We start from the raw sequence: 22,035 nt of genomic DNA, 5'->3' as shown, positions 1-22,035 counted from the left end.
GGAAACAACAGCAAAGTGATAAAACTTAACTCCCGGAGAATCGAATATTTGCAGACAAAGGCGGACTGCGTTCCAAATATCCCAAGGAAATTTTAGGGGCTTGTTGTTGTGAGGTGCGCAGAAAATAGTCTTGAAGTAACGCTTCATCGCTCTGAAGGTTGACTTCGTACTATATGAAGTCTGACTTCGGGGCAATAAAGTTCCGGATCAGAGCGATAAAGTCCCTCTTTATGGCGATAAGGTGCCGGATCATAGGAAAAAGCCCCTTTTTGGCAGCTGAAAAGTGGGTTGACATTTGTTTAAATTAGGGGACCTTTCAAGCTCAAAAAATACGTTTTTTACAATAACCCCTCTGCCGCAGGCTCTCTTTTGCCGTTTCGTTTTAACGAACGGTTTTAGAGCTTAGAGGCAAAGCCTCTTCCGCTGTGGACTTCAGGAGGCTGTGTCAAAACAGCCTTGTTCCCGCGCTTGACGCGGGATCGCATTAAAACCGATCCTATAAACAACTGATTGATAAGGCCTTTTCTTTTGCGGCCCCGCGTCAAGCGCGGGGACAGGGGGACTTTTGACATATTTGAAAGGAGTTTAAACCCGCAGAGGAATCCGGCAAAGCCGGGTGTTTATCAACCCGTTGATTGAAATCAACGGCAAAAGAGAGCCTGCGGCAGGGGGCTTATTGTATAAAACGTGTTTTTTAGTCTCAAAAGACAGCCGAAACCAAACAAATGTTAATCCGCTTTTTTTGCCTCAAAAAGGGACTTTTTCGCCTTTTTTGAGCGTTTTCCGCAATTATGACCGTCCTCTTTGCCATTGCGACCGTGCTAATGTGTAGTGCACTCGGCACCTCGCGAAGATTAGGACGGTCGTAATGGCGATTTGAACGGTCGTAATTGGAAAGAGGACCGTTGTAAGGGCAAAAAAGCACCTGAATTTCCTTGGGATATTTGGGACGCCGTCCGTTTTGTTTTCAAATATTCGATTCTCCGGGAGTTAAGCTTTTTCACATTGTCGGCGTTTCTGGTTTTCGGTAATCAAATTGCACGCTTTCCGAAACGGACTGCGCACCTCGCTCTTCCTATTGTCAGAAAGGGGAGCTTAAACCGCAAAAAAAGTCAATCCAAAATCGATCAAGATTTCGGACGAAATAGAAAAATGGCAAAAAAGGGGGTTATTGTAATATTCATCAGATTCGCAGGAGGTTCAAAACTTACCAAAAGTGAGCTATCCCGTTCCCGCGCTCCGATGAGGGATCGCAAGAGAACAGGTTTTATCCAAAACTGGTAAATGATGAATGCATAATTGTTATTAAATAACCGAATGTGAAAATGTAATCGGCTGGCATTTATTTTAAGAGGTTCAGGTGGGCAAGCCGTCTGCGTATCTCCCGCAAAGTATGTTGTATCGATTTGGAAAGTATGATCAGTGTTACGGCAATGATGATCAGAAGGATGCCGACTGCCAGGTTGGGGGTGAACGGTTCGCTGAAGACCAATACGCCGACACATACGGCTGTGATCGGTTCTACAGCCCCCAATACGGCGGTTAATGTTCCCCCGATATTATGTACGGCAAGGACAAGCGTGATATTGGAAATAACAGTCGGAACAATAGCCAGCAGAACCAGGTTCATCAATGACATGGCATCGGGAATCGCTTGTATGCCTTCATTCGTCCCAGCTTTGACGGCAAACAGGATTGTACTGACAACAAACACGTAAAAGGTCAGTTTGCGACCGGTCATCTTTTGCACGCGCGATTTGTTTACTGTCGTGATGTAAAGTGCATATCCGACGGCAGACAGCAAAACGATGAAAACGCCTAAGGCATTCAGTTTCATTTCCCCTTCATTGATAGAAAGGCGTGCTACTCCACAGATTGCCAACACAATAGCCATCAGTGTTACCCAGGATGTCTTTTCCCTGAATACCAACAGCATGATGAGGGTGACGAATATCGGATAGGTAAAATGGAGCGTTGTAGCAATTCCGGCCGACATGAAGCTATATCCCCAAAACAAGAACATAGCGGAAGCAGTGTAGAAAAAGCCCAATAGAACCAATACCGGGATTTCCCTTTTCTCCACATGGAACGATTCCTTCCTGGTAACCATAATCCCTGTCAAAGCCAATGCTGCAAACAGGAAACGGTAGAACAGGATGGAATCGAACTGCATCCCCTTTGCCATCAGCGGCAATGTAAACAGGGGTATCAACCCGAATGTCGCCGACGTTAATATACCGAAGGCAAATCCTTTAAAATTACTCATCACTTTTTCTCTTTGATAAAACGGCATCAAAGATAGTATAAAAACGGGCGATAGGGAAATAGCGGTAAGCAGCAAACGTCCAAAAATTAGACAATCTTATACTTGATTGCTGTTAATTATCTTCGCGGAGCAGAAATTCAACAGGTTCCTCGTTATTTTTACAAGAAAAGAAATATATGAAAGGAAAAGCTTTTGTTTTGCTTTTTATTATAGCTTGCTTGTCTTGCGGGCAGCAACAAACTTTACCGGTATTGGATATCGAACAGCTACAGAATGAGAATTGTATTTTACTGGATAACTCTCCCGGTTATTTAATACAGGATTATGGAGCTATTTTTTTGGATAGTACAAGTGGTTTTCATCCAAAAGATATTGGCCGGATAACGGTTCTTGACACGTCTCTGTACCTGTTGGTTGCCGGAGAATTGCGTTGCTATGAATTCCCGTCCGGAAAGTTGAAACGGCGTTTCTTTTCACCACGGTATTTTACCTCTTTTGCACTTGATACTCTTAATCTTCTCTTGTACGGGTTGGATACGAAAGCAGCTGAACTGGTTTGTTTCGCACCAGATGGTAGAGAAAAAGGAAGTATGCAACTGGATAGGTCATATACCTATACGGAAGTAAATAGCTTGAATAACAGTCAGTTAATGTTGTTAACGGATGTATTTCCCGATCCTGTTATTTTCAAAGTAGAGGCTTGGGGACAGGAGCCTGTTCGCCAGCCTTTCCCTGGGAAGAAAAGGGAACGGGGTGTGTTGCCGGATAGCCTTGCCTGCCCCTTGCAAGTCGTGGGTAGAGGGAAAGAGGGGGTGTTTTATAAATACTTATTGAACGATACGTTGTATCTCTTAAAGGGGGATATCTGCCATCCTGCTTTTACCTGTAAAATGGGAAAAGAAGGAGTACGTTTAGGAAATTGGTCACATGTGTTGAAACAGAACAGACGCTTGTGTATAACCGGCTTGTGGGAATCAAAAGATTATTGGTGGATACAGTATCGTTCGGATTACTTTGTGAAGCAAAAGTTGTACAGGTTTACGACAATGGCCGTTTTCTATAAGGATTTGATAGTGAAAAATGCCGGATATGAGTTTTTTATTCTGGATCAAACCATAACAATGGATACCCGGATGCCGCTCTATATGAATGAGGAAAGGACCTGTTTCCTGCAGATATACGATCCTGCCGATCATCAGAAAGAGCGGAAAAGGAAACTTCCATACAACCTGGAAGAGGTCTCGGATAAGACGAACCTGATTCTAAATTATTTTTATGAGAAACAATTAAAAAAGAAACACATATGAAAACTTTGAGTTGGATGTTACTATTGGGAATTTGGCTGTTTATCTCCGCTTGTCGTCCGGAAACAGTTTCCGGCTTCCGGGTCCTGGTGTTGGATCATGCCGATCAGATAGAGCCGGATATGGAGTTACCGTTAGATGTATTGAGTATGCAGGTCGAGGCCATTCCTTTGGAAACAACGGATCGTTGCCTGATAAAAGAGATATCCTATCTGGAAGAAAGCCGGGAGTTTTATTGGTTGGTTTCCGATAACCGGATTTGCAAGTTTGATAAAACGGGACATTTTCTGCAATATATCGGTGCTTCCGGGCAAGGACCCCAAGAATTTCTATCTCCCAAAACAATTCAACCGGTAGAAAAGGAACAGGCTTTATATGTCATGGACTATTTTGGCCGGAAGATGAATGTTTATGCTTTTGACGGCCGTTTTTTATCTTCATTCAAATTGCCGGAGGAGACATGGATAGATAACTTCCGGTATAAAGATGGGAAAATCTATTATCTGACAACCGGAAATTCAGTAATGCCCGACCTTTATCGCTATGATATTCAAGCCGGACGGGTAGATACACTTTGTAAGCGTGACCGGGAGATGGGAACAGAAGGGTTTATGGGCCAGACTTTTACTTATAATTTAGATAATGACTTATATATGTTCCATTATTTTAATGATACGGTCTATCGGATTCGTGAAAACAAGATTGAACCGGCCTGGCTTTTTTATACCGGAAAACTGAAATGGACATTTGACGAGTTGACATTAGTTGCTGATTATACTCCAAAGGTAAGGCCGGACGGTCCGCGTATGCAGATATTTGATCTGTTTGAAACCAATGATTACGGCTTTGTCTTTTATTCTATGTCGCAATTCAAGGGAGAACATATGAAAGCGTTTATGGCTTTGTATGATAAGAAATTGGATCGTTTTTATCCGCATGTCAATCTTGTCTCGGCAGAAACTCCCTGGAAATCGGTTGAGAAGGGAAAGGTGTTGGTGAAAACATCTGTGCCGGGTTCTCTTTATGCGGTAAGAGAAGCGTTTGATTTAGCAGGAAAGAACGGTTTTGAAACGCTAAAGGAGGATGACAATCCGGTACTGTTGCGCTATGTTTGCAAGTGACGGCTGTTTCCTCCTTTAGGCAGGTTATGTGAGAATGATTTATTTTGCAGCTAAAGTATTTCTTTCGGCTTGTTGGTTAGGGATTGAGTTTACACATACATCCTTGCTGATTTCTTTGTTGTCTTTGAAGGTCGTCAGGGTAATGCTGCAAGCATTATCGTTGTATGTGTAAGCGTAGGTTTGTTGTTTTTCCCATTTTTGAGTGTCTTCGTTCCATTGTTCGACAGTCTTGGACACGACTCTCTTGTTTGCGTCGTATGAGAAACTGTATTTGCGATACTGCTGCAGGAGGTTTTCGCCTTCCACCTTGTAGACATATTTAGTCATTACTAACCCGTTTGCTGTTTCTGTCTTATAGGCGAAGTCGGATGCAGAACAGAAGTTTACACTTGCGAATACAAAAACGATCACTGCGATAACTGATTTTAAAACTGACTTTTTCATGACTTTATTCTTTTTAGTTGTTTATTAATCTCTTGCCAACTAAATTGCAAAGCCTGTGCCAAACCATGTACGCTTTTGAAAATCAGTATTTTGATAAAACTATACAAAAAGAAGAGTGTCCAAATATTTGACAATGCTGTCAAAAGTTTGGACACTCTCAGTTATCTGATGTAATTCTTTCCTTACAAAAGCAATCCCGCTGCCACCTCTTCGGCAACTGCGTCATTTTTGATTGCGGCAACCAAAGCAAGGCCGAAATTCATGACTAATCCCGGACCTTTACCGGTTATGACGTTGTCGGATATTTCAACTGCTTCGCCTGTAACGTTTGCACCGATCAGTTTCGGTTCGAAGCCGGGATAACAGGTGGCGTTACGGCCTTTCAGCAGTCCCAGTCCACCCAACACCATTGGAGCGGCGCAAATGGCAGCTACGATGCGGCCTTCGCGATACTGTTGCAGCAATGCTTCTTTGAGCGGTTCGGAACTGTTCAGGTTGGATGCGCCGGGCATGCCTCCGGGAAGGATGAGGGCATCGGCTTCGTTCAATACTACATTGTCCAATGTCTTATCGGCTGTTACCGGAACATTGTGTGCGCCTGTTACAACCAGGTCGGTAGTTATGGAAACAGTTGTAACTTCAATACCGCCGCGGCGCAGGATGTCGACTGTCCCCAAGGCTTCCATTTCTTCGAAACCATTCGCTAAGAATACAATTGCTTTCTTCATATTATTTCTATTTTAGTTTATACAGATAGGTAATCGTACCGCTCTGGTTATTGGCGCCACTGATGCTGTTGAACTTAGCCCGTTTGGCGGCATCCAATGCACTCTTACGCATGGAAGCGTTGTCGATGTTTGTACCTTTACCTATTTCTGCAAATATAACATTTCCTTTCGGGTCTACCGTGATGTTGATTACGATTCGTCCCTCTTCCTGAATTGTATAGGCGGGACGCGGAAGACCTCCGGCACCGATTGAACGGCCGTTCAGGTTGAACGAACCATAACCGCCTACACCTTCGTTAGCTCCATGATCGGAATTTCCGAACGGACTACCCTGGTTTCCTGTTCCGGATGCGGCATCGCCTTGGCTGTTACCTTCCTGGCTTCCCATTCCGAAAGCACCGGCCACCTTATTGCTGATAGCCTGTTCTTTCTTACGCTGTTCTTCGGCCAGGCGTTTCTTTTCGGCTTCTTCCTTGCGGATACGTTCTTTTTCGGCTTCCTCTTTCCGTTTCTTTTCTTCCTCTTTCTTGCGTTGCTCTTCTTTTTCCTTTTTCTTTTTGGCTTCTTCGATTGCAACGCTTTCCTCGATGTCCTGCGTTACCAGTTCTTCCTTGGGTGTTTCCACCTTAGGCTCTGGCACGGGAGGGGGAGGAGTTGTCGTTTCCTGAGGGGGTTCCTGTCCGGTATATTTCGGTTCGAAAGTTCCGGCTGCCGCATTCACGTTACCGAAGTTCACCAATATGCCGCCATCCTCGTCCGGAACAACGGTCTTCAATACCGTGAACCCCAGGATGAGCAGGATAATCAGGTGGAATGCTACCGAACCCGCTATACCGTATATGTCATCTTTATTTAACTTCATAATCCTCTTTTAAATTGTCAATTGTCAATTCTCAATTGTCAATTACTTCTGTGGCCGCGTGGCGAGCACCATCTTGAATTTATTCTCATTCGCAATGTTCAGGATACGCACGATTTCCTTGTAAGGTACCGATTCGTCTGCATATAAGGCTACAAACATTTCCGGCTCTTTTGCATAACTCTCTTGCAGGAACGGGGTGATCTCTTCGAAAGACACCAGCTTTTCCCGCTGGCTACCGAAAGCGACGTAGTAATTCAGGTTCGCATCGATTGTGACGCGTGTCAGCGGCTTGGCAGCTGTCTGCTTCTGCGCTTGCGGGAGCGTCACCTTGATGGCGTTCGGAATAACTACCGTCGAGGTAACCATAAAGAAAATCAACAGCAGGAATATGACGTCTGTCATAGAAGCCATACTGAAGCTTTCGTTTACTTTTGTTCTTCGTTTTAAAGCCATAGTCAGTTTGCAGGTTCGTTCAATAAGTCCATAAATTCCATTGTGCGGGCTTCCATCTTGTTCACCACGTTGTCTACCTGTGAAACCAGATAGTTATAAGCAAACAGGGTAATGATACCGACAACCAGACCTCCAACCGTTGTAACCAATGCCTCATAGATACCACCGGACAACAGGGATACGTCTACATTCGTTCCGGCATTTGCCATATCGAAGAAGGCGCGAACCATACCGGTTACCGTACCTAAGAATCCCAACATCGGCGCTCCGGCAGCTGTCGTAGCAATCAATGGAAATCCTTTTTCCAGTTTGGCAATCTCTAAGTTACCTACATTTTCGATGGCGACCAGTACGTCGTTCATCGGGCGTCCCAGACGGGTTATACCCTTTTCAATCATGCGGGCGGAAGGCGTGTTGGTGCTGCGACACAAGTTTAAAGCCGAGTCGACTTTCCCTTCATGTATATAATCCTTGATACGGTTCATAAACGTTTCATCCTCTTTGCCCGCCCGGCGGATTACCATCAGGCGCTGGATAAATATATAACATGCCATCAGTGACAGTAACAATAATACAACCATAATCCAGCCACCTTTAAAGGCGAGGTCGATTACATTGATTTCTGCTTCAGTGGGAACTGTTACCGCCGTCAGGTCCGGCATCTGCTCTGCTGTTTGTGCCCCTACAGCTTGTAGGGAAAGTAAAATACTCATGTTTATAGAATTATGAATTATAAATTATGAATTATAGAAGGCATTCTTTGTATAGTCTGATCGTTTCTTTCAAACCATGATAAAGAGCGTCGCAGATCAGCGCGTGACCGATTGACACTTCATCCAGTCCCGGGATATTTTGATGAAAATAGGCCAGGTTTTCCAAGCTCAGGTCATGGCCGGCATTTACGCCGAGTCCCAGATTTTTGGCCAATTGGGCGGCTGCGATGAACGGTTCGATTGCCTTTTCACGGTTTACCGGATAACAGGTCGCATAGGGTTCCGTGTATAATTCGATACGGTCGGTTCCCGTTTTGGCAGCCAGCTCGATATTGTCGAGCTCCGTCCCCACAAAAAGAGAAGTGCGGATGCCGTGAGAAGTGAAGGTGTCCACCAATTCGCTCAACTGCTCGAAGTGGGCTTTTACGTCCCAGCCGGCATTGGAAGTTATGGCATCGGGAGCGTCCGGCACGAGCGTGACCTGTGTCGGTTTTACTTTCGTTACCAGGTCGATAAAATTATCACAAGGATATCCTTCTATGTTAAACTCTGTTTTTATTTCCGGTTTCAAGGCATATACGTCGCTGTACCGGATGTGCCGTTCGTCCGGTCTGGGATGAACGGTAATCCCTTGTGCACCGAAAGCTTCACAGTCTAATGCCACTTTTAATACGTTTGGTACATTGCCACCGCGTGCGTTACGAATGGTTGCAACCTTGTTAATGTTTACACTTAAATTTGTCATCGTATATCGTTATATCTTTTTTCTTTCATTACATTTGCACAAAAGTATCGGCAAATTTAGCAGTATTTAGGGAATATACAGAAGAATGTTGGTGAAAGATTTCATAACGAAGGAATTTCCGGTGTTAAAAAGTTTTGACACGGGAGAGTATGCGTTGGCTTTAATGGATGATTTTAAATTAAAGCATCTGCCATTGTTGAATGAAAATATGTATAGGTGTTTGGTATCGGAAAAAGACCTGCTGGCAATGCCGAATCCGGCAGCGACTATCGGTGACCCGGTTTTGTTGTCGCCCAGTGTTCAGGAAAACACGCATATCCATGAGGCAATGGCTTTGATTACCCGATATCAGCTGAGTCTTCTTCCCGTTGTAAATCCTGAAGGAGAATATTTAGGCGCTATCACGCGTGACAAACTGATCGATATTCTGTCCGAGCTTTGTAGTGCGGAAGCTGCCGGGAGCGTGTTTGTGTTGGAGTTGATGCCGCAGGATTATTCGTTGACCGATATTGCCCGTCTGATCGAGGCAAACAATGCGCATGTCCTGAATTTGCTTTCTTACACGGATAAGGATACCGGACGGTTGCATCTGATTATCAAGATCGACCTTGAAGACGCTTCTCCTGTAATCCGTAGTTTCGAACGGTTTAACTATACAGTCCTTTATTACTTTATGGAAAAGGGAATGGTGGACGATCTGCTGCAACAGCGGATGGAAGAGTTAGTTCATTATATGAATATATAGGGAGTTGAAAATTGAAAGTTATGAAGAAGATCGGGGTATTTGGCAGTGAATATCAGTCGGACAAGCAGCTTGTCATTAAGCGCTTGTTTGAAAAGCTGACTGCTTTGGAGGCTGAGGTTTATGTGGATCGTGATTTCTATCTTTTTCTTACGGATGCCTTGAACTATGAGCCTCCCGTATCCGGTATCCTGACCAGTGATGAGTTTAACCTGGATGTAGCTCTGAGTCTGGGTGGTGATGGTACTTTCCTGCGTACGGCTGCCCGTGTAAACAAACAGGATATCCCGATTCTGGGTATCAATACCGGGCGTCTCGGATTTCTGGCTGATGTCTCAAGCAATGACATTGAAGATACGCTGGACGAACTGTTCAAGAACTACTATAAGATAGAGGAACGCACCTTGTTGCGCCTTCATACCGAAGACCGGGTCTTCCACGGTTATAACTATGCTTTGAATGAGATCGCGATTCTGAAGCGCGACACCTCTTCCATGATAACGATCCATACATCGTTGAACGGCGAATACCTGACTTCTTACCAGGCTGACGGTTTGGTGATTTCTACTCCTACGGGTTCTACTGCCTATTCTATGAGTGTGAACGGGCCGATCATCATCCCGCAGAGCAAGAATCTGGTTTTAAGTCCGGTTGCCCCCCACTCCCTGAATGTACGCCCGTTGGTTATCCCGGATTCTTTCACGATCACTTTAGGGGTGGAAAGCCGAAACAAATATTTCCTGATTGCCCTTGACGGGCGTTCCGAAATATTCCCGACCGGCATACAGCTACGGGTAAGCAAAGCCGATTATACGACAAAAGTGATTAAACGATATAATCATACCTTTTACCAGACGCTCCGCGAAAAACTGATGTGGGGAGCGGATGCACGGATGAAATAGAGATAAAAAACATGTTTTGCAGCATGTTTTCGTTAAATCAGGTTAAATAAGCGAGATTTCCAAACGATAATATATGCTACATAACATAAAAGCTCTATATTTGCACTGTGTTTTTCATGGTATTAGATTTAAGGTTAACAATGAAGATTGGCTGTCCGTGATGGATAGCCTTTTTTTTGCCCAATATGGAATATTCTCATTCTGTTTCTTTTACCAATGGAAGAGTAAACCAAAAGGTCGATCCTTTTCCTAATGCGGAGTGCACGCCGATCTTTCCCCCTAATTTCTCAATGATGCTTTTGCTGATAGCCAATCCGAGCCCTGTCCCCTGTTTGTGTGCATTCAACTTGACAAACCGGTCGAATATGTTTTTACATTCTTCTTCACTGATTCCTATTCCCGTATCCGTGACAGAAACGTATAAATTGTCTTCTTTTATTTGATAATCCAATTTTATTTCTCCCTCGGAAGTGAACTTAATGGCATTTGTCAGGAAATTGGAGATTACCTGTGTAATCCTCTTCGGATCAGAGTGTATTTGGATAGACGGTAAATTCCTGTTGAAAGAAAAAAGCACATGATCCGGTATTTTTAGGGCATGGACGGTGTATATCTCTTCGCAGATTTCCTTAAAGTCAAAATTCTTCTTAGTGATATCGAATGTGCCAGATTCGATTTTCGAGAAATCGAGGATGTCGTTTATCAATTGAAGAAGGAGATCGCTGTTTGTGTTGATAATGTCGACAAAGAAATTCCGTTCGTCCTTATCTTCTTCCTCCATATTGGCGATGATACTGGAAAAGCCGACGATTGCATTAAGGGGCGTACGTATTTCATGGCTCATATTTGCCAGAAACATGGATTTGAGCTTGTTTGCTTCTTGTGCTTTTGCAAGCTCCGCTTCCTTTTGCTGTTGCTCTCTTTCTATGCTACGCAATTTTTCCTGCATACTAACTTCGTTCGTGATGTCGGTCAGATAATAAAGTATCTTTTCCGGTTTCCCGTCTGCATTGTATTTATAAGGCTGTACATATGCTTTGACCCAGATATATTGGTCTTTAAACATACGCCTGTACTGGACACTGTATCCTTTGATTTCCCCTTCGATCAATCTCTCGAATTTCTGTTTCAGCACCCGTTCCCTGTCGTCGGGGTGTACAAGCCGGTAAAAGTCTTTCCGGGAATTAAGTATGCATTCCTTTAATTTGGAGGGTTTATCCGGATCGCGCAGTTCGAGATTTATAGTCATTTTATCCTCTTTGACATCATATTCCCACAAAAGGGAATCCCCAGATCCGATAACGGTTTTCAATTTGTTGAATAATTCATGGGTTTCCTCTACTTTCTTGTACTTTTCCGTTTCATCACTGAGCATAAGGATATAACCATATATCCCCTCTTCAGGATTCCTTAAAGGAATACATTTGATGGAAAGGTGCAATGTCGTATTTTCTTTTTGAGGATCTATATGATAATATTCGTTCGTCTTTATATTATTGAATGCATAATCACAATAAAAAACGACTTCCTCCCCTTCCTTCAGCCGGGATATTTCATTGGCCGGGAAATTAGGGTTGCTAAACAGGTTTATACCGATGATGTCCGTACGTTTTATCGCAAATAGCTGTTCGTCTGTTTCGTTCAGGTCGATCAGGTTGCCTTCTGCATCATATAATTCGACACCGATTGGTAGTTTCTGGTATAGAGAATTTAAACTCAATTCTTTTTCCATGCGATTTCGTTTGGGTCTTAAAATATTTTGTGTGTCTCTTTCTGCATTTTTGATTTTTATGCAAAGTTATAGTTGAAAATCAAAACGGAAAAGGACAAGAAGGGGAAAGTCTTGTTAAACATGGTTAATGTAATGACTTTTCCAAACAAAAATATATGCTGCATAACATAAAACCCTTATATTTGCACTGTGTTTTTCATGGTATTAGATTTAAGGTTAACAATGAAGATTGGCTGTCCGTGACGGATAGCCTTTTTTTTGCCCGTATGTGAAGGATTCGGGTATATTGGAAATAAAGTCTTACCTTTGTGTTGCAATTAATGGTAAAAGTCTGAGATATATGAAAAGAGTTTTCTGTCCCAAGTGTGATAATCAGTTAGCGTTCGATGAAACAAAATATCCGGAAGGCAAGGTATTGGCCTTTGTCTGCCCTCAATGTGGTTCCCAGTTTAAGATCAAGTTGGGACGTAAAGTGGTCCGTACCGAATCGGGCCAGGAAAAAGAGGTGAAAGAACCGGATTTTTCTTGCGGGTATATTACAGTAATCGAAAACACATTCGGGTTTAAACAGGAGTTGCCGCTTGTGATGGGTGATAATGTAATCGGACGCCGTAACAAAGATACGGACGGTGTCGATCTGCCTATCATTACCAGCGATCCCAGTATGGGGCGTAAGCATTGCGTGATAAATGTAAAAGAAGATAAAGAGGGAAAGTTAATTTATACATTACGCGATTTTCCCAGTCTCACCGGAACATTCCTGCGTAGCGTAATCCTGGGTAAGAAAGAACAGGTACGGATTGAAGAAGGGGCAGTCGTGACAATCGGGGCTACTACATTTATTCTTCATGTGCCGGGAGGGGAAGAAGTTTAATCTTAGATACTGACCGGAGCGAAACAAGCCTCTTATACCAGGGGCGATAAGGGAGATAGGGGGAAATTTGGCGTAGGTTTCGGAAGATATCGATATAAGAAACCCATTTCAACTCCGGTCCAGTACACTAAGAATGAAAATCATTATTCATGTTTTTTGTTTTAGACTTCGACAATAAAACAACTCATTTCCGATTTGGCTCACGGCCTTTTACGTAAAGATCCAAAAAGAGTTTAAACAAAAGTTTTATTAACTATGGTTAAATACGGCTTAAATAGTTAGATCTTAGTGTCTAACGTTTGTGTGCTGTTAAAATGTTAATGTTAAATCGGATATTTTGATCAATCCTTCTACTGGATCTCTTTTTTATATGTACTTTTGTAACCGAAAGAGGCAATAAGGTTAATTAATGGAACAGAACAGGGTGCAGTCCACAACCGGAATTACTTTCCGCGTATTGGTGGCATTAAGTATTTGTCATTGTTTCAATGACACGTTGCAGTCCGTTATCTCGGCTGTATATCCGCTATTCAAAGAAGATTTAGGATTGAGCTTTGCCCAGATCGGGTTGATCACGCTTGTGTATCAGTCGGCGGCATCCGTTTGCCAGCCGTTGACAGGGTTATTTTTCGACAAATGGCCTTCGGCATGGTCGTTGCCGACGGGAATGAGCTTTACGTTGGTGGGGCTGCTAAGCCTGGCATTTGCCAATACACTGCCGGTCGTGTTGTGTTCGGTTGCGCTGGTGGGGATCGGTTCTTCGGTCTTTCATCCGGAGGCATCCCGGTTGACCTCGCTGGCGTCGGGCGGTAAGCGGGGACTGGCGCAGTCGCTGTTTCAGGTCGGGGGTAACTTGGGCGGATCGTTGGGGCCATTGTTAGCTGCAATACTCGTCGCTCCCTACGGACGGAGGCATATCGCGTTGTTCTCGATCCTGGCATTCGTAGCGATAATGGTGATGATACCTATCGGCCATTGGTATAAACGGTTGTTGCTCCGGATGAAGAGAGAGGAAGGAGGAGCGGCCCATACGCATATTCAGATGCCGCTGCCGATGGGAAAGACGATATTCTCCATTTCAATCCTGCTTGTTCTGATCTTCAGTAAATATATTTATATGGCGAGCCTGAACAGCTATTATACTTTCTACCTGATCCATAAGTTCGGTGTCAGCGTGCAGGCTTCACAACTTTATTTGTTTGTCTTCCTGATTGCTACGGCTATCGGTACGCTGATGGGCGGCCCGATCGGCGACAAGGTAGGACGGAAATACGTCATTTGGGCTTCTATCCTCGGTGCGGCGCCCTTCTCGCTAATCATGCCTCATGTAGACAATCTGTTCCTGACGGCAGTCCTTAGTTTTTGTGTCGGGTTGACTTTGTCGTCTGCTTTCCCTGCTATATTGGTGTATGCACAGGAGCTGCTTCCTTATAAATTAGGATTGATCTCCGGCCTGTTTTTCGGATTTGCATTCGGGGTGGCGGGGATTGCATCGGCCGTATTGGGGAATCTGGCTGACCATTATGGAATAGAAGCGGTCTACAATGTCTGTGGCTATATGCCGCTGATCGGATTGGTCACCTGGTTCCTGCCTGACCTGAAAAGGAAACGACAGGTGTAGGGGAACAATAAAGGTGATCGCCTTGTTATAGATCATAATTTCGCACAAACTAAATTTAGACGCACTTATGATTTATAACTTTACGCACTTCGGCATCGTCCTGCTGTCGCTTCTTCCTGCCTTTGCCTCTGCACAGACCGAGACGATGGAACTATCGCTGGAGCAATCCCTTACCCTACTGCAAAGCGGGAACAGGAGCTTGAAAATAGCCGGAAAGGAGGTGGAGATGGCGAAGAACGAACACCAGAAACTAAATGCCTTCTGGTATCCTTCGATCAGTGCTTCGGGCGCTTATGTGCATATGTCGAACCCTGTCGAGGTACGCCAGCCCCTGAACCAGTTCACCGACCCCGCCAAAGAGTATATTCATTCGATCATCCCGGATGACCAGTTGATCTCCTCCCTTCTCGACAAGATCGGACAGAACACGTTGACGCTGCCCCTCGTCTCGCAGAACATCACGTCGATCGATGCCAGCCTGACCTGGCCCATCTTTACAGGCGGCAAACGCATCTATGCCAGTAAAATCGGCAAGACACTCGTCTCCGTAGCCGAGGTCAACCGTGAACAGGTCGGCGCTACCGAACAGGCCAAACTGATCGAATGCTACTTCGGCCTGCGCCTCGGCCAACGTGTCGTGGAGGTGAAAGCAGAAACCTACAATTCCCTGCAAACCCATTACGAACAGGCCCTGAAACTGGAACAGCAAGGTATGATCAACCGCGCCGAACGCCTCGTCGCCCAGGTTAGCATGGAAGAGGCGAAGCGCGAACTCGAATCCGCTCGGAAAGACCTCGATGTGGCCGCCCAGGCACTGAAGAGCCTGATCAACATAGAAGACGGCAAGGATATCCATACGACAACATCCCTTTTCATCAACGAAAGCGTTCCCTCCGCCGGTTATTTCAAGGAGATGATTCCTTACAACAACTATCTCGTCAACCAACTGAAGCTGCAGGAGAACATCGCCGACAACCAGCTAAAGATCGGCCGGACAGGCTATCTTCCCAACATCGCGTTGATCGGCAAGCAGACTCTTTATGCAGACGGACTGGATAAATACCTGATGCCCCGTACGATGATCGGTGTCGGTTTCACCTGGAATATCTTTGACGGCCTCGATCGCGAGAAGCGCATCCGGCAGGCACGCCTCACCAGCCAGTCTCTGGCGATTGGCAAAGACAAAGCCGTGACTGACCTGCAGGTAGGCGTGGATAAGTTCTATACCCAGATGCAGAACGCAATGGACAATGTAAAAGCGCTGAACACAACGCTCGAGATGAGCACCGAACTGGTCCGCATCCGTGAGAAATCGTTCAAGGAAGGTATGGCTACCTCTTCCGATGTGGTGGACGCCGAAGTGATGCTCTCGAAGGTGAAGACAGCCTTCCTGCTCGCCTACTACCAGTACGACGTGGCACTTGCCAACCTGCTCTCCCTTTGTGGCATTCCCGAAGCTTTCCACCAATACCGGATGGATGGCAAAACAGAGATATTATAACAATAAAACCGTATAGTCATGGATAAAACGAAGAAATACCTGACGGTCGCCTTTCTTGTGGTGCTGGTCGCCGTCATCCTTATATCCTTTGCAGGTATGATACTGCTTAGGAACAAACCTGTGATCCTGCAAGGAGAAATCGAAGCAACCGAGATACGCATCTCCGGGAAACTGCCCGGCCGTATCGACACATTCCTGGTGGAAGAAGGCCAGTGGGTCAAGGCGGGCGACACCCTTGTCGTCATCAACAGCCCCGAAGCACTCGCCAAATACCAACAGGTGAACGCCCTCGAGAATATCGCCCGTTTCCAACACCAGAAGGTGGATGAGGGAACGCGCAAGCAGATCATTGCCACCGCCCAGCAGCTCTGGAACAAATCCAAATCGGACCTGGAACTGGCAAAGACAACCTACACCCGTATCGAAGCCCTGTACCGAGACAGTGTTGTCACCTCCCAACGGCGCGATGAGGTGAAGGCCCTGTACGATGCCGCTTTTGCCGGAGAGCGGGCTGCCTGGAACCAATACCAACTGGCTCTCGACGGTGCACAGATACAGGATAAGGAGAGTGCCCGTTCCTTAGTGAACGCCGCTAAAGGTTCTGCCGAAGAGGTCGCCGCCCTCCTTCAAGATGCCCGCCTAACAGCTCCCGAATCCGGCCAGATCTCGACAATCTTCCCCAAACGGGGGGAACTTGTCGGAGCAGGGATGCCTATTATGAACTTGATCGTGCTCGACGATGTACATGTCGTCCTGAATGTCCGCGAAGACCGCCTGCCTTTCTTCCGGATGGGCGGGACGTTTACGGCCGATGTCCCGGCAATCGATAAGAAAGGTATCGAATTCCGGATTAACTATATCAGCCCCTTGGGCAGCTTCGCCACCTGGAAATCAACCAAGCAGACAGGAAGCTATGACTTGAAGACGTTCGAGGTTCATGCCCTGCCTGTTAACAAGGTAAAAGGCCTGCGGCCCGGAATGTCGGTACTGGTTGATTTAAAAGATATAGATAAAACAGATAAAAGATGATTTCAAACAAACATAACGCCTTTCAATCCGTCCTCCGCCGGGAACTCGACCGGATGGTGTCGCGCCGTCTTTACTTCGGGGTGTGCATTGTGCTGCCGCTGTTTTGTATCTTCTTTATGTCCACGATCTTTGGAAACGGGCAGATGGAGAATATCCCTGTAGGCATTGTCGACCAGGATGAGACAGTCCTCTCCCGTGAAGTCGTCCGGCAAGTGGAGGCAGTCCCGACTTTTAAGGTCACAAAACATTATGCAGATCAAGAGGCAGCCCGCCGCGCAACCCAGACGAAAGAGATATACGGCTATCTCGTCATCCCCAACAATTTTGAAGCGGATGCCACCGCCGGGCGCGAGGCGACCTTGGCCTATTACTACCATTACGCCCTTCTTAGTGTCGGCGGCGAGGTGCACGGCGCTTTCGAAACCGTGCTCCGTCAGATATCCACCGGACCGATCGTGATGCAGGCCACAGCCTTAGGGATCGATGAAGAGCAGATTACGACCTTTCTCGTCCCCGTCCGTGCCAGCAACCATCCCCTGTTCAATCCTGACCTGGACTACTCGATCTACTTGAGCAACCCCTTTTTCTTTATCTTCTTCCAGGTCATTATCCTACTGACCACAGTCTATGCTGTCGGCAGCGAGATCAAGTTCGGGACCGGACGCGAGTGGCTCCCGGCGGCAGGCGGCAATATAGTGGTGGCGGTAGGCGGGAAGCTACTGCCTTATACCGTCATTTTTAGCCTGATGAGTATCTTGGCAAATTACGTGATGTTCGGTGTCATGCACATCCCTTTCAGCTGTGGCTTCTGGCCGCTTAACGGAACGGCGATTCTGTTTGTCATCTCCACGCAAGCCCTCGGCCTGTTTATCTTTTCCCTCTTTCCCGCGCTTAGTCTGATTATCAGCATTGTGTCGATGGTAGGATCGCTCGGGGCAACGCTTTCCGGAGTGACTTTTCCTGCGCCTTCGATGTATGCGCCGGTCTATTACACCTCATACCTGTTCCCCGTCCGTCACTTTACCGAAATCTATCAGAACCTCCTTTATGGAGATTACGGCTTTGCCTATACATGGGTCAACTTCGCTGCACTCGCAGCCTTTCTGCTTCCGGCGCTGTTATTATTGCCTCGGCTGAAGAAAGCGGTTCTTTCACCCAAGTGGGCGTTGCCGGTCGAAAGCTGGTCCTGGAATACCGATAACACGAATAAATAGAGATGAATATGAAATTACTATCTATCATACGCGAAGAGTTCAAGACGATTGCCGGCAGTTTTGCCATCCTGCTCGTACTGATGGGCGGCATATTCATGTACGGATTATTGTATAATTATATGTATGCCCCGGACCTGGTGCGCAAAGTCCCGGTTGCCGTTGTCGACCGTTCCCATAGCGAACTGAGCCGCAAATATGTCCGCCTGCTGAATGCCACCCCACAGGTCAATATCGTGACAACAAGCGTCGAATATCCCGAAGCCCGCGATATGATGAAACAAGACCTCGTGGCCGGCATCCTGTATCTCCCGGAAGACTTCGAGGATCGTGTCGGCAGGGGTGAGCAGTCCATCTTTATTGTCTACGAATCGACAAGCGCCTTCCTCTATTACCTTGCCCTCCAGGAAGCCAGTGCCTCGTCCATGCTGGCTTTGAATGATGATTACCGGCCGGAGATGCTTGTCTTTCTCCCCAGCCAGTCAGCCGCGAAACTGTCGGCAGCTCAGGCGGTCAACGTCGTGGGTACAACCCTCTACAATCCGACCAAAGGTTACGGCACTTACCTGATACCTGCCGTCCTTATCGTTATCATGTTCCAGACCCTCCTTATGGTCATCGGCATGGTGAGCGGTGACGAACGGCACAGCGGCTCGATCGTCCGTCTGGCCGGAACACCCGTTAATCTCTCCTTCGGACAGATGGCGCAGGTGGTGATCGGGAAAACGTTTGTCTATGGCATCCTTTATGCTGTCTTCGCCCTCTTCCTCCTGGGACTGATCCCCTATATGTTCGGGCTTCCGGATATCGGGCATCCCCTGTATATTATTATGTTGATGATCCCTTTCTTAATGGCCACCAGCTTCTTCGGGCTGACTGCCTCACTCTTTTTCACCGATGGTGATGCTCCCTTATTGATGATCGCATTCTTTTCCGTCGGCCTGATCTTCCTCTCCGGTGTTTCCTATCCATTAGAACTGATGCCCTGGTACTGGAAGCTCACGCACTATCTGATCCCGGCAGCCCCGGCCACAATGGCATACGTCAAACTGAACTCGATGGGTGCCTCGATGGTAGAAATACAGTCGGAATACATAACTCTTTGGGTACAGTGCATCTTCTATTTCATCACAGCCTGCCTTGTCTACCGGTATAATATCCGGAAAGCGGGATGTTTTAGACAAAAGAACATAAGAACAAATTAAGTACTGCAATACCATTTTACAGGCGATCTCGGCATTACATATTTTTTAACCATTACAGAAATAAAAGGCTTCCAAGCTATTAGAAACAAATATTACGCTAAAGGTAGAAAAGCGCTTGCTTTGTAAAAAATAATATCTACTTTTGCACCCGGGTAAGTCCTACACGGCATGCTCCCTCGGAATCCCCCAGGGCTTGACCGCAGCAAGGGTACTTGGTTGTAGCGGCGCGATGTAGTAAGCTTACCCACCTGCCTCTTTAGCTCAGTTGGCCAGAGCACGTGATTTGTAATCTCGGGGTCGTTGGTTCGAATCCGACAAGAGGCTCAAAAGAATTGACAAGTAGAAATTGTCAATTGTCAGGTAATAAGAAGAGGAAGTTTTATGAAGAAGCTTCCTCTTTTTTATTTATATCGTATTGCATATTCTCGCAAAAGGATTAATTTTGCTGATGAGAACATAAAAACAGCATTGTCATGGAAGAGAATAAAGGTTTACTGTTGAAAAGTGCGATGTCTTATGGCTTGGCTATGGGAATCTTTTGGGTAATCAAATATCTGTTCCTTATTTTCGGATATTCCATCCCGGCACTCATTTATATATACGAACTATTATGCATTGCCGTCCCCTTTATCGCCTACTACATGACTAAACGCTACCGGCAGGATATCGGTGGGAATATCAGTTTTTTTCATGCCTGGCGATTCGGGATCATGCTGTACTTCTTTGCGGCATTAATCGTTTCGATCGAACATTTCATCTTCTTCCAGTTTATCGCTCCGCCCGACTTCATCAGCAACACGATGAACCAGGCAATGATTGCACTAAAGAATGCAAATGTCAGCAGTGAAGTGATCGACGCAATCAGCCGTACCAACTTCACTCCCATCCATATGGCTATTCAAGGTATTTTCAATAATATATTTTACGGAATCATATTATCCGTACCGGTAGCAGCGCTGGTTTGCCGCAAGCAAACAGCAGGTCCGGTGCCGGAAGAACAATAAGAAGCAAATAAAAACAAATAATGGACATATCAGTAGTTATACCACTGTACAATGAAGCCGAGTCTCTACCCGAATTGTTTGCATGGATAGAGCGGGTGATGAAAGAACATAATTTCAGTTACGAAGTAATCTTTATTAACGACGGGAGTACGGACAACTCTTGGGAAGTGATAGAATCATTAAAGAGCAAAGCTCCCGATGTGGTACGGGCTGTCAAATTCCGCCGCAACTACGGAAAATCCCCCGGTTTGAACTGCGGTTTCCGCTTGGCTACGGGAGACGTGGTCATCACAATGGATGCCGATTTACAGGATAGCCCCGACGAGATACCGGAACTGTACAGGATGATCACCGAAGACGGCTACGACCTGGTATCCGGCTGGAAAAAGAAACGGTACGACCCGCTGACAAAGACGATCCCTACCAAGCTGTTCAATGCAACGGCACGTAAATTCTCAGGCATCAAGAACCTGCACGATTTCAATTGCGGGCTGAAAGCCTACAAGAATATCGTGATCAAGAACATCGAGGTGTATAACGACATGCACCGCTATATCCCCTATCTGGCCAAGATTGCCGGATTCAACAAGATCGGCGAGAAAGTAGTGCAGCACCAGGCACGGAAATACGGAACGACCAAGTTCGGGCTGGACCGCTTTGTCAACGGTTACCTGGACTTGATCACTCTGTGGTTCACGTCCAAGTTCGGCAAGAAGCCGATGCACTTCTTCGGGCTATGGGGAAGCGTCATGTTCTTTATCGGTTTCGTAGCACTGGTAATCGTGCTAAGCGCGAAGCTGATCTCTATCTGTTCCGGCGAATTGAGGCCGTTGGTAACCAATTCACCCTATTTCTACATCTCCCTGACCGCAATGATAGTCGGAACCCAACTGTTTCTGGCCGGATTCATCGGAGAACTGATATCAAGGGATTCCCCGAACAGGAACAAATACAAAATAGAAACAGAGATATGATTGTTTTATGTCATTTATAGAAATAGTATTACTGGCTGTGGGATTGTCAATGGACAGTCTCGCAGTTTCTGTTACTGGAGGGGCTCTTATACAAAACTATAAACATCGCCACATGCTGAAGATCGGCTGTGTGATGGGAGTTTTTCAGGCCGGCATGACCCTTGCAGGGTATCTGGCGGGCATGAGCTTCAAGAAATATATCACGGCATTCGACCACTGGATCGCATTCCTGCTGTTGCTCTACCTGGGAGGCAAAATGATATATGAAAGCACCCGGGAGAAAGAAGAAGACAGCAAGACAAACCCACTGTGCTACAAGACACTCTGCGGCTTGGGCATTGCGACAAGCATCGATGCACTGGCTGTCGGCATCTCGCTGGCCTGCCTGGAATCGGCCATCGCGCTGGAGGCACTGACTATCGGCGTAGTCACATTCCTGATCTCGGCGTTCGGCGTTTACTTCGGTAACCATTTCGGCCGTAAGATCAACCTCAAACTGGACTTGATCGGCGGCCTGATACTCATCGCTATCGGCACCAAGATACTGATCGAGCATCTCTATTTCAACGGATAATAATAGCCGGCAACGCTATATATCCGGACC

General features: G+C 46.1%; 21 protein-coding genes and 1 tRNA gene. 14 read left to right on the top strand and 8 right to left on the bottom strand.

The genetic code is table 11. From position 1 onward, the window contains the following. Positions 1 to 1,342: 1,342 nt before the first annotated feature. Entirely contained in the window at positions 1,343 to 2,266 is a 924-nt protein-coding gene (locus DWW90_RS10570; RefSeq protein ID WP_122344998.1) for a DMT family transporter, read from the bottom strand. Positions 2,267 to 2,442: 176 nt separating this feature from the next. Between DWW90_RS10570 and DWW90_RS10565 the strand changes: the two genes are divergently transcribed. Both DWW90_RS10565 and DWW90_RS10560 read left to right on the top strand, forming a co-directional pair. After that, positions 2,443 to 3,573 carry a hypothetical protein gene (locus DWW90_RS10565; protein WP_122344936.1) on the top strand — a complete coding sequence of 377 codons (1,131 nt, stop codon included), beginning with the start codon at positions 2,443 to 2,445 and terminating at the stop codon, positions 3,571 to 3,573. Continuing rightward, positions 3,570 to 4,691: a 6-bladed beta-propeller gene (locus DWW90_RS10560; protein WP_122344935.1), complete on the top strand. Its 1,122-nt coding sequence runs from the start codon at positions 3,570 to 3,572 to the stop codon at positions 4,689 to 4,691. The genes DWW90_RS10565 and DWW90_RS10560 overlap by 4 nt, the downstream gene beginning before the upstream one ends. A 39-nt stretch (positions 4,692 to 4,730) precedes the next feature. Here DWW90_RS10560 and DWW90_RS10555 read toward each other — a convergent pair whose 3' ends face one another. The 6 genes from DWW90_RS10555 to DWW90_RS10530 all read right to left on the bottom strand — a co-directional run bounded on the left by DWW90_RS10555 (position 4,731) and on the right by DWW90_RS10530 (position 8,636). Further along, complete coding sequence (locus DWW90_RS10555) at positions 4,731 to 5,135, bottom strand: DUF3836 domain-containing protein (RefSeq protein ID WP_122344934.1); 405 nt, start codon at positions 5,133 to 5,135, stop codon at positions 4,731 to 4,733. A 182-nt stretch (positions 5,136 to 5,317) separates the two neighbouring features. Further along, entirely contained in the window at positions 5,318 to 5,863 is a 546-nt protein-coding gene (locus tag DWW90_RS10550; RefSeq protein ID WP_115500976.1) for a DJ-1 family glyoxalase III, read from the bottom strand. A gap of 7 nt (positions 5,864 to 5,870) precedes the next feature. Further along, positions 5,871 to 6,725: an energy transducer TonB gene (locus tag DWW90_RS10545; RefSeq protein WP_115500975.1), complete on the bottom strand. Its 855-nt coding sequence runs from the start codon at positions 6,723 to 6,725 to the stop codon at positions 5,871 to 5,873. A gap of 42 nt (positions 6,726 to 6,767) precedes the next feature. Continuing rightward, positions 6,768 to 7,178 (bottom strand): biopolymer transporter ExbD, encoded by a 411-nt coding sequence (locus DWW90_RS10540; protein ID WP_115500974.1) that lies wholly within the window; start codon positions 7,176 to 7,178, stop codon positions 6,768 to 6,770. A gap of 2 nt (positions 7,179 to 7,180) precedes the next feature. Continuing rightward, positions 7,181 to 7,840: a MotA/TolQ/ExbB proton channel family protein gene (locus DWW90_RS10535; RefSeq protein ID WP_233547707.1), complete on the bottom strand. Its 660-nt coding sequence runs from the start codon at positions 7,838 to 7,840 to the stop codon at positions 7,181 to 7,183. 82 nt (positions 7,841 to 7,922) lie between these two features. Beyond that, positions 7,923 to 8,636, bottom strand: a complete 714-nt coding sequence (locus DWW90_RS10530) for a pyridoxine 5'-phosphate synthase (protein WP_115500972.1) — start codon at positions 8,634 to 8,636, stop codon at positions 7,923 to 7,925. Between the two features lie 85 nt (positions 8,637 to 8,721). Here DWW90_RS10530 and DWW90_RS10525 point away from each other — a divergent pair, with 85 nt between their 5' ends. Beyond that, positions 8,722 to 9,381, top strand: a complete 660-nt coding sequence (locus DWW90_RS10525) for a CBS domain-containing protein (RefSeq protein WP_115500971.1) — start codon at positions 8,722 to 8,724, stop codon at positions 9,379 to 9,381. Positions 9,382 to 9,401: 20 nt separating this feature from the next. After that, complete coding sequence (locus DWW90_RS10520) at positions 9,402 to 10,280, top strand: NAD kinase (protein WP_115500970.1); 879 nt, start codon at positions 9,402 to 9,404, stop codon at positions 10,278 to 10,280. A gap of 196 nt (positions 10,281 to 10,476) precedes the next feature. Here DWW90_RS10520 and DWW90_RS10510 read toward each other — a convergent pair whose 3' ends face one another. Then, on the bottom strand, positions 10,477 to 12,012 hold the full coding sequence (locus DWW90_RS10510; protein WP_122344932.1) for an ATP-binding protein: 1,536 nt from the start codon (positions 12,010 to 12,012) through the stop codon (positions 10,477 to 10,479). Positions 12,013 to 12,352: 340 nt separating this feature from the next. Between DWW90_RS10510 and DWW90_RS10505 the strand changes: the two genes are divergently transcribed. The 10 genes from DWW90_RS10505 (at position 12,353) to DWW90_RS10455 (ending at position 22,005) form a co-directional block, all read left to right on the top strand. Further along, on the top strand, positions 12,353 to 12,886 hold the full coding sequence (locus tag DWW90_RS10505) for an FHA domain-containing protein (protein ID WP_115500967.1): 534 nt from the start codon (positions 12,353 to 12,355) through the stop codon (positions 12,884 to 12,886). 409 nt (positions 12,887 to 13,295) lie between these two features. Next, on the top strand, positions 13,296 to 14,507 hold the full coding sequence (locus tag DWW90_RS10500; RefSeq protein WP_122344931.1) for an MFS transporter: 1,212 nt from the start codon (positions 13,296 to 13,298) through the stop codon (positions 14,505 to 14,507). A gap of 67 nt (positions 14,508 to 14,574) precedes the next feature. Continuing rightward, entirely contained in the window at positions 14,575 to 16,008 is a 1,434-nt protein-coding gene (locus DWW90_RS10495; protein WP_122344930.1) for a TolC family protein, read from the top strand. 18 nt (positions 16,009 to 16,026) lie between these two features. Next, on the top strand, positions 16,027 to 17,037 hold the full coding sequence (locus DWW90_RS10490; protein WP_122344929.1) for an HlyD family secretion protein: 1,011 nt from the start codon (positions 16,027 to 16,029) through the stop codon (positions 17,035 to 17,037). Further along, the gene (locus tag DWW90_RS10485) at positions 17,034 to 18,251 is read left to right on the top strand and encodes an ABC transporter permease (protein WP_122344928.1); all 1,218 of its coding nucleotides are present in this window, start codon (positions 17,034 to 17,036) and stop codon (positions 18,249 to 18,251) included. Before DWW90_RS10490 ends, DWW90_RS10485 begins: the two co-directional genes overlap by 4 nt. 2 nt (positions 18,252 to 18,253) lie before the next feature. Next, a complete protein-coding gene (locus tag DWW90_RS10480) occupies positions 18,254 to 19,453 on the top strand; it encodes an ABC transporter permease (protein ID WP_122344927.1) in 1,200 nt (399 codons plus the stop codon). Positions 19,454 to 19,703: 250 nt separating this feature from the next. Continuing rightward, positions 19,704 to 19,777, top strand: a tRNA-Thr gene (locus tag DWW90_RS10470). 149 nt (positions 19,778 to 19,926) lie between these two features. Continuing rightward, on the top strand, positions 19,927 to 20,457 hold the full coding sequence (locus tag DWW90_RS10465) for a DUF4199 domain-containing protein (protein WP_115500960.1): 531 nt from the start codon (positions 19,927 to 19,929) through the stop codon (positions 20,455 to 20,457). Positions 20,458 to 20,477: 20 nt separating this feature from the next. Further along, positions 20,478 to 21,431 (top strand): glycosyltransferase family 2 protein, encoded by a 954-nt coding sequence (locus tag DWW90_RS10460; RefSeq protein ID WP_115500959.1) that lies wholly within the window; start codon positions 20,478 to 20,480, stop codon positions 21,429 to 21,431. Between the two features lie 7 nt (positions 21,432 to 21,438). After that, entirely contained in the window at positions 21,439 to 22,005 is a 567-nt protein-coding gene (locus tag DWW90_RS10455) for a manganese efflux pump MntP family protein (RefSeq protein ID WP_122344926.1), read from the top strand. Positions 22,006 to 22,035 lie beyond the last annotated feature (30 nt).

Source organism: Parabacteroides sp. AF17-28 (assembly GCF_003479205.1).
GTDB classification, from domain to species: domain Bacteria; phylum Bacteroidota; class Bacteroidia; order Bacteroidales; family Tannerellaceae; genus Parabacteroides; species Parabacteroides acidifaciens.
Note: the sequence above shows the minus strand (reverse complement) of the source record. Positions and strands in the feature narration are given on the sequence as shown.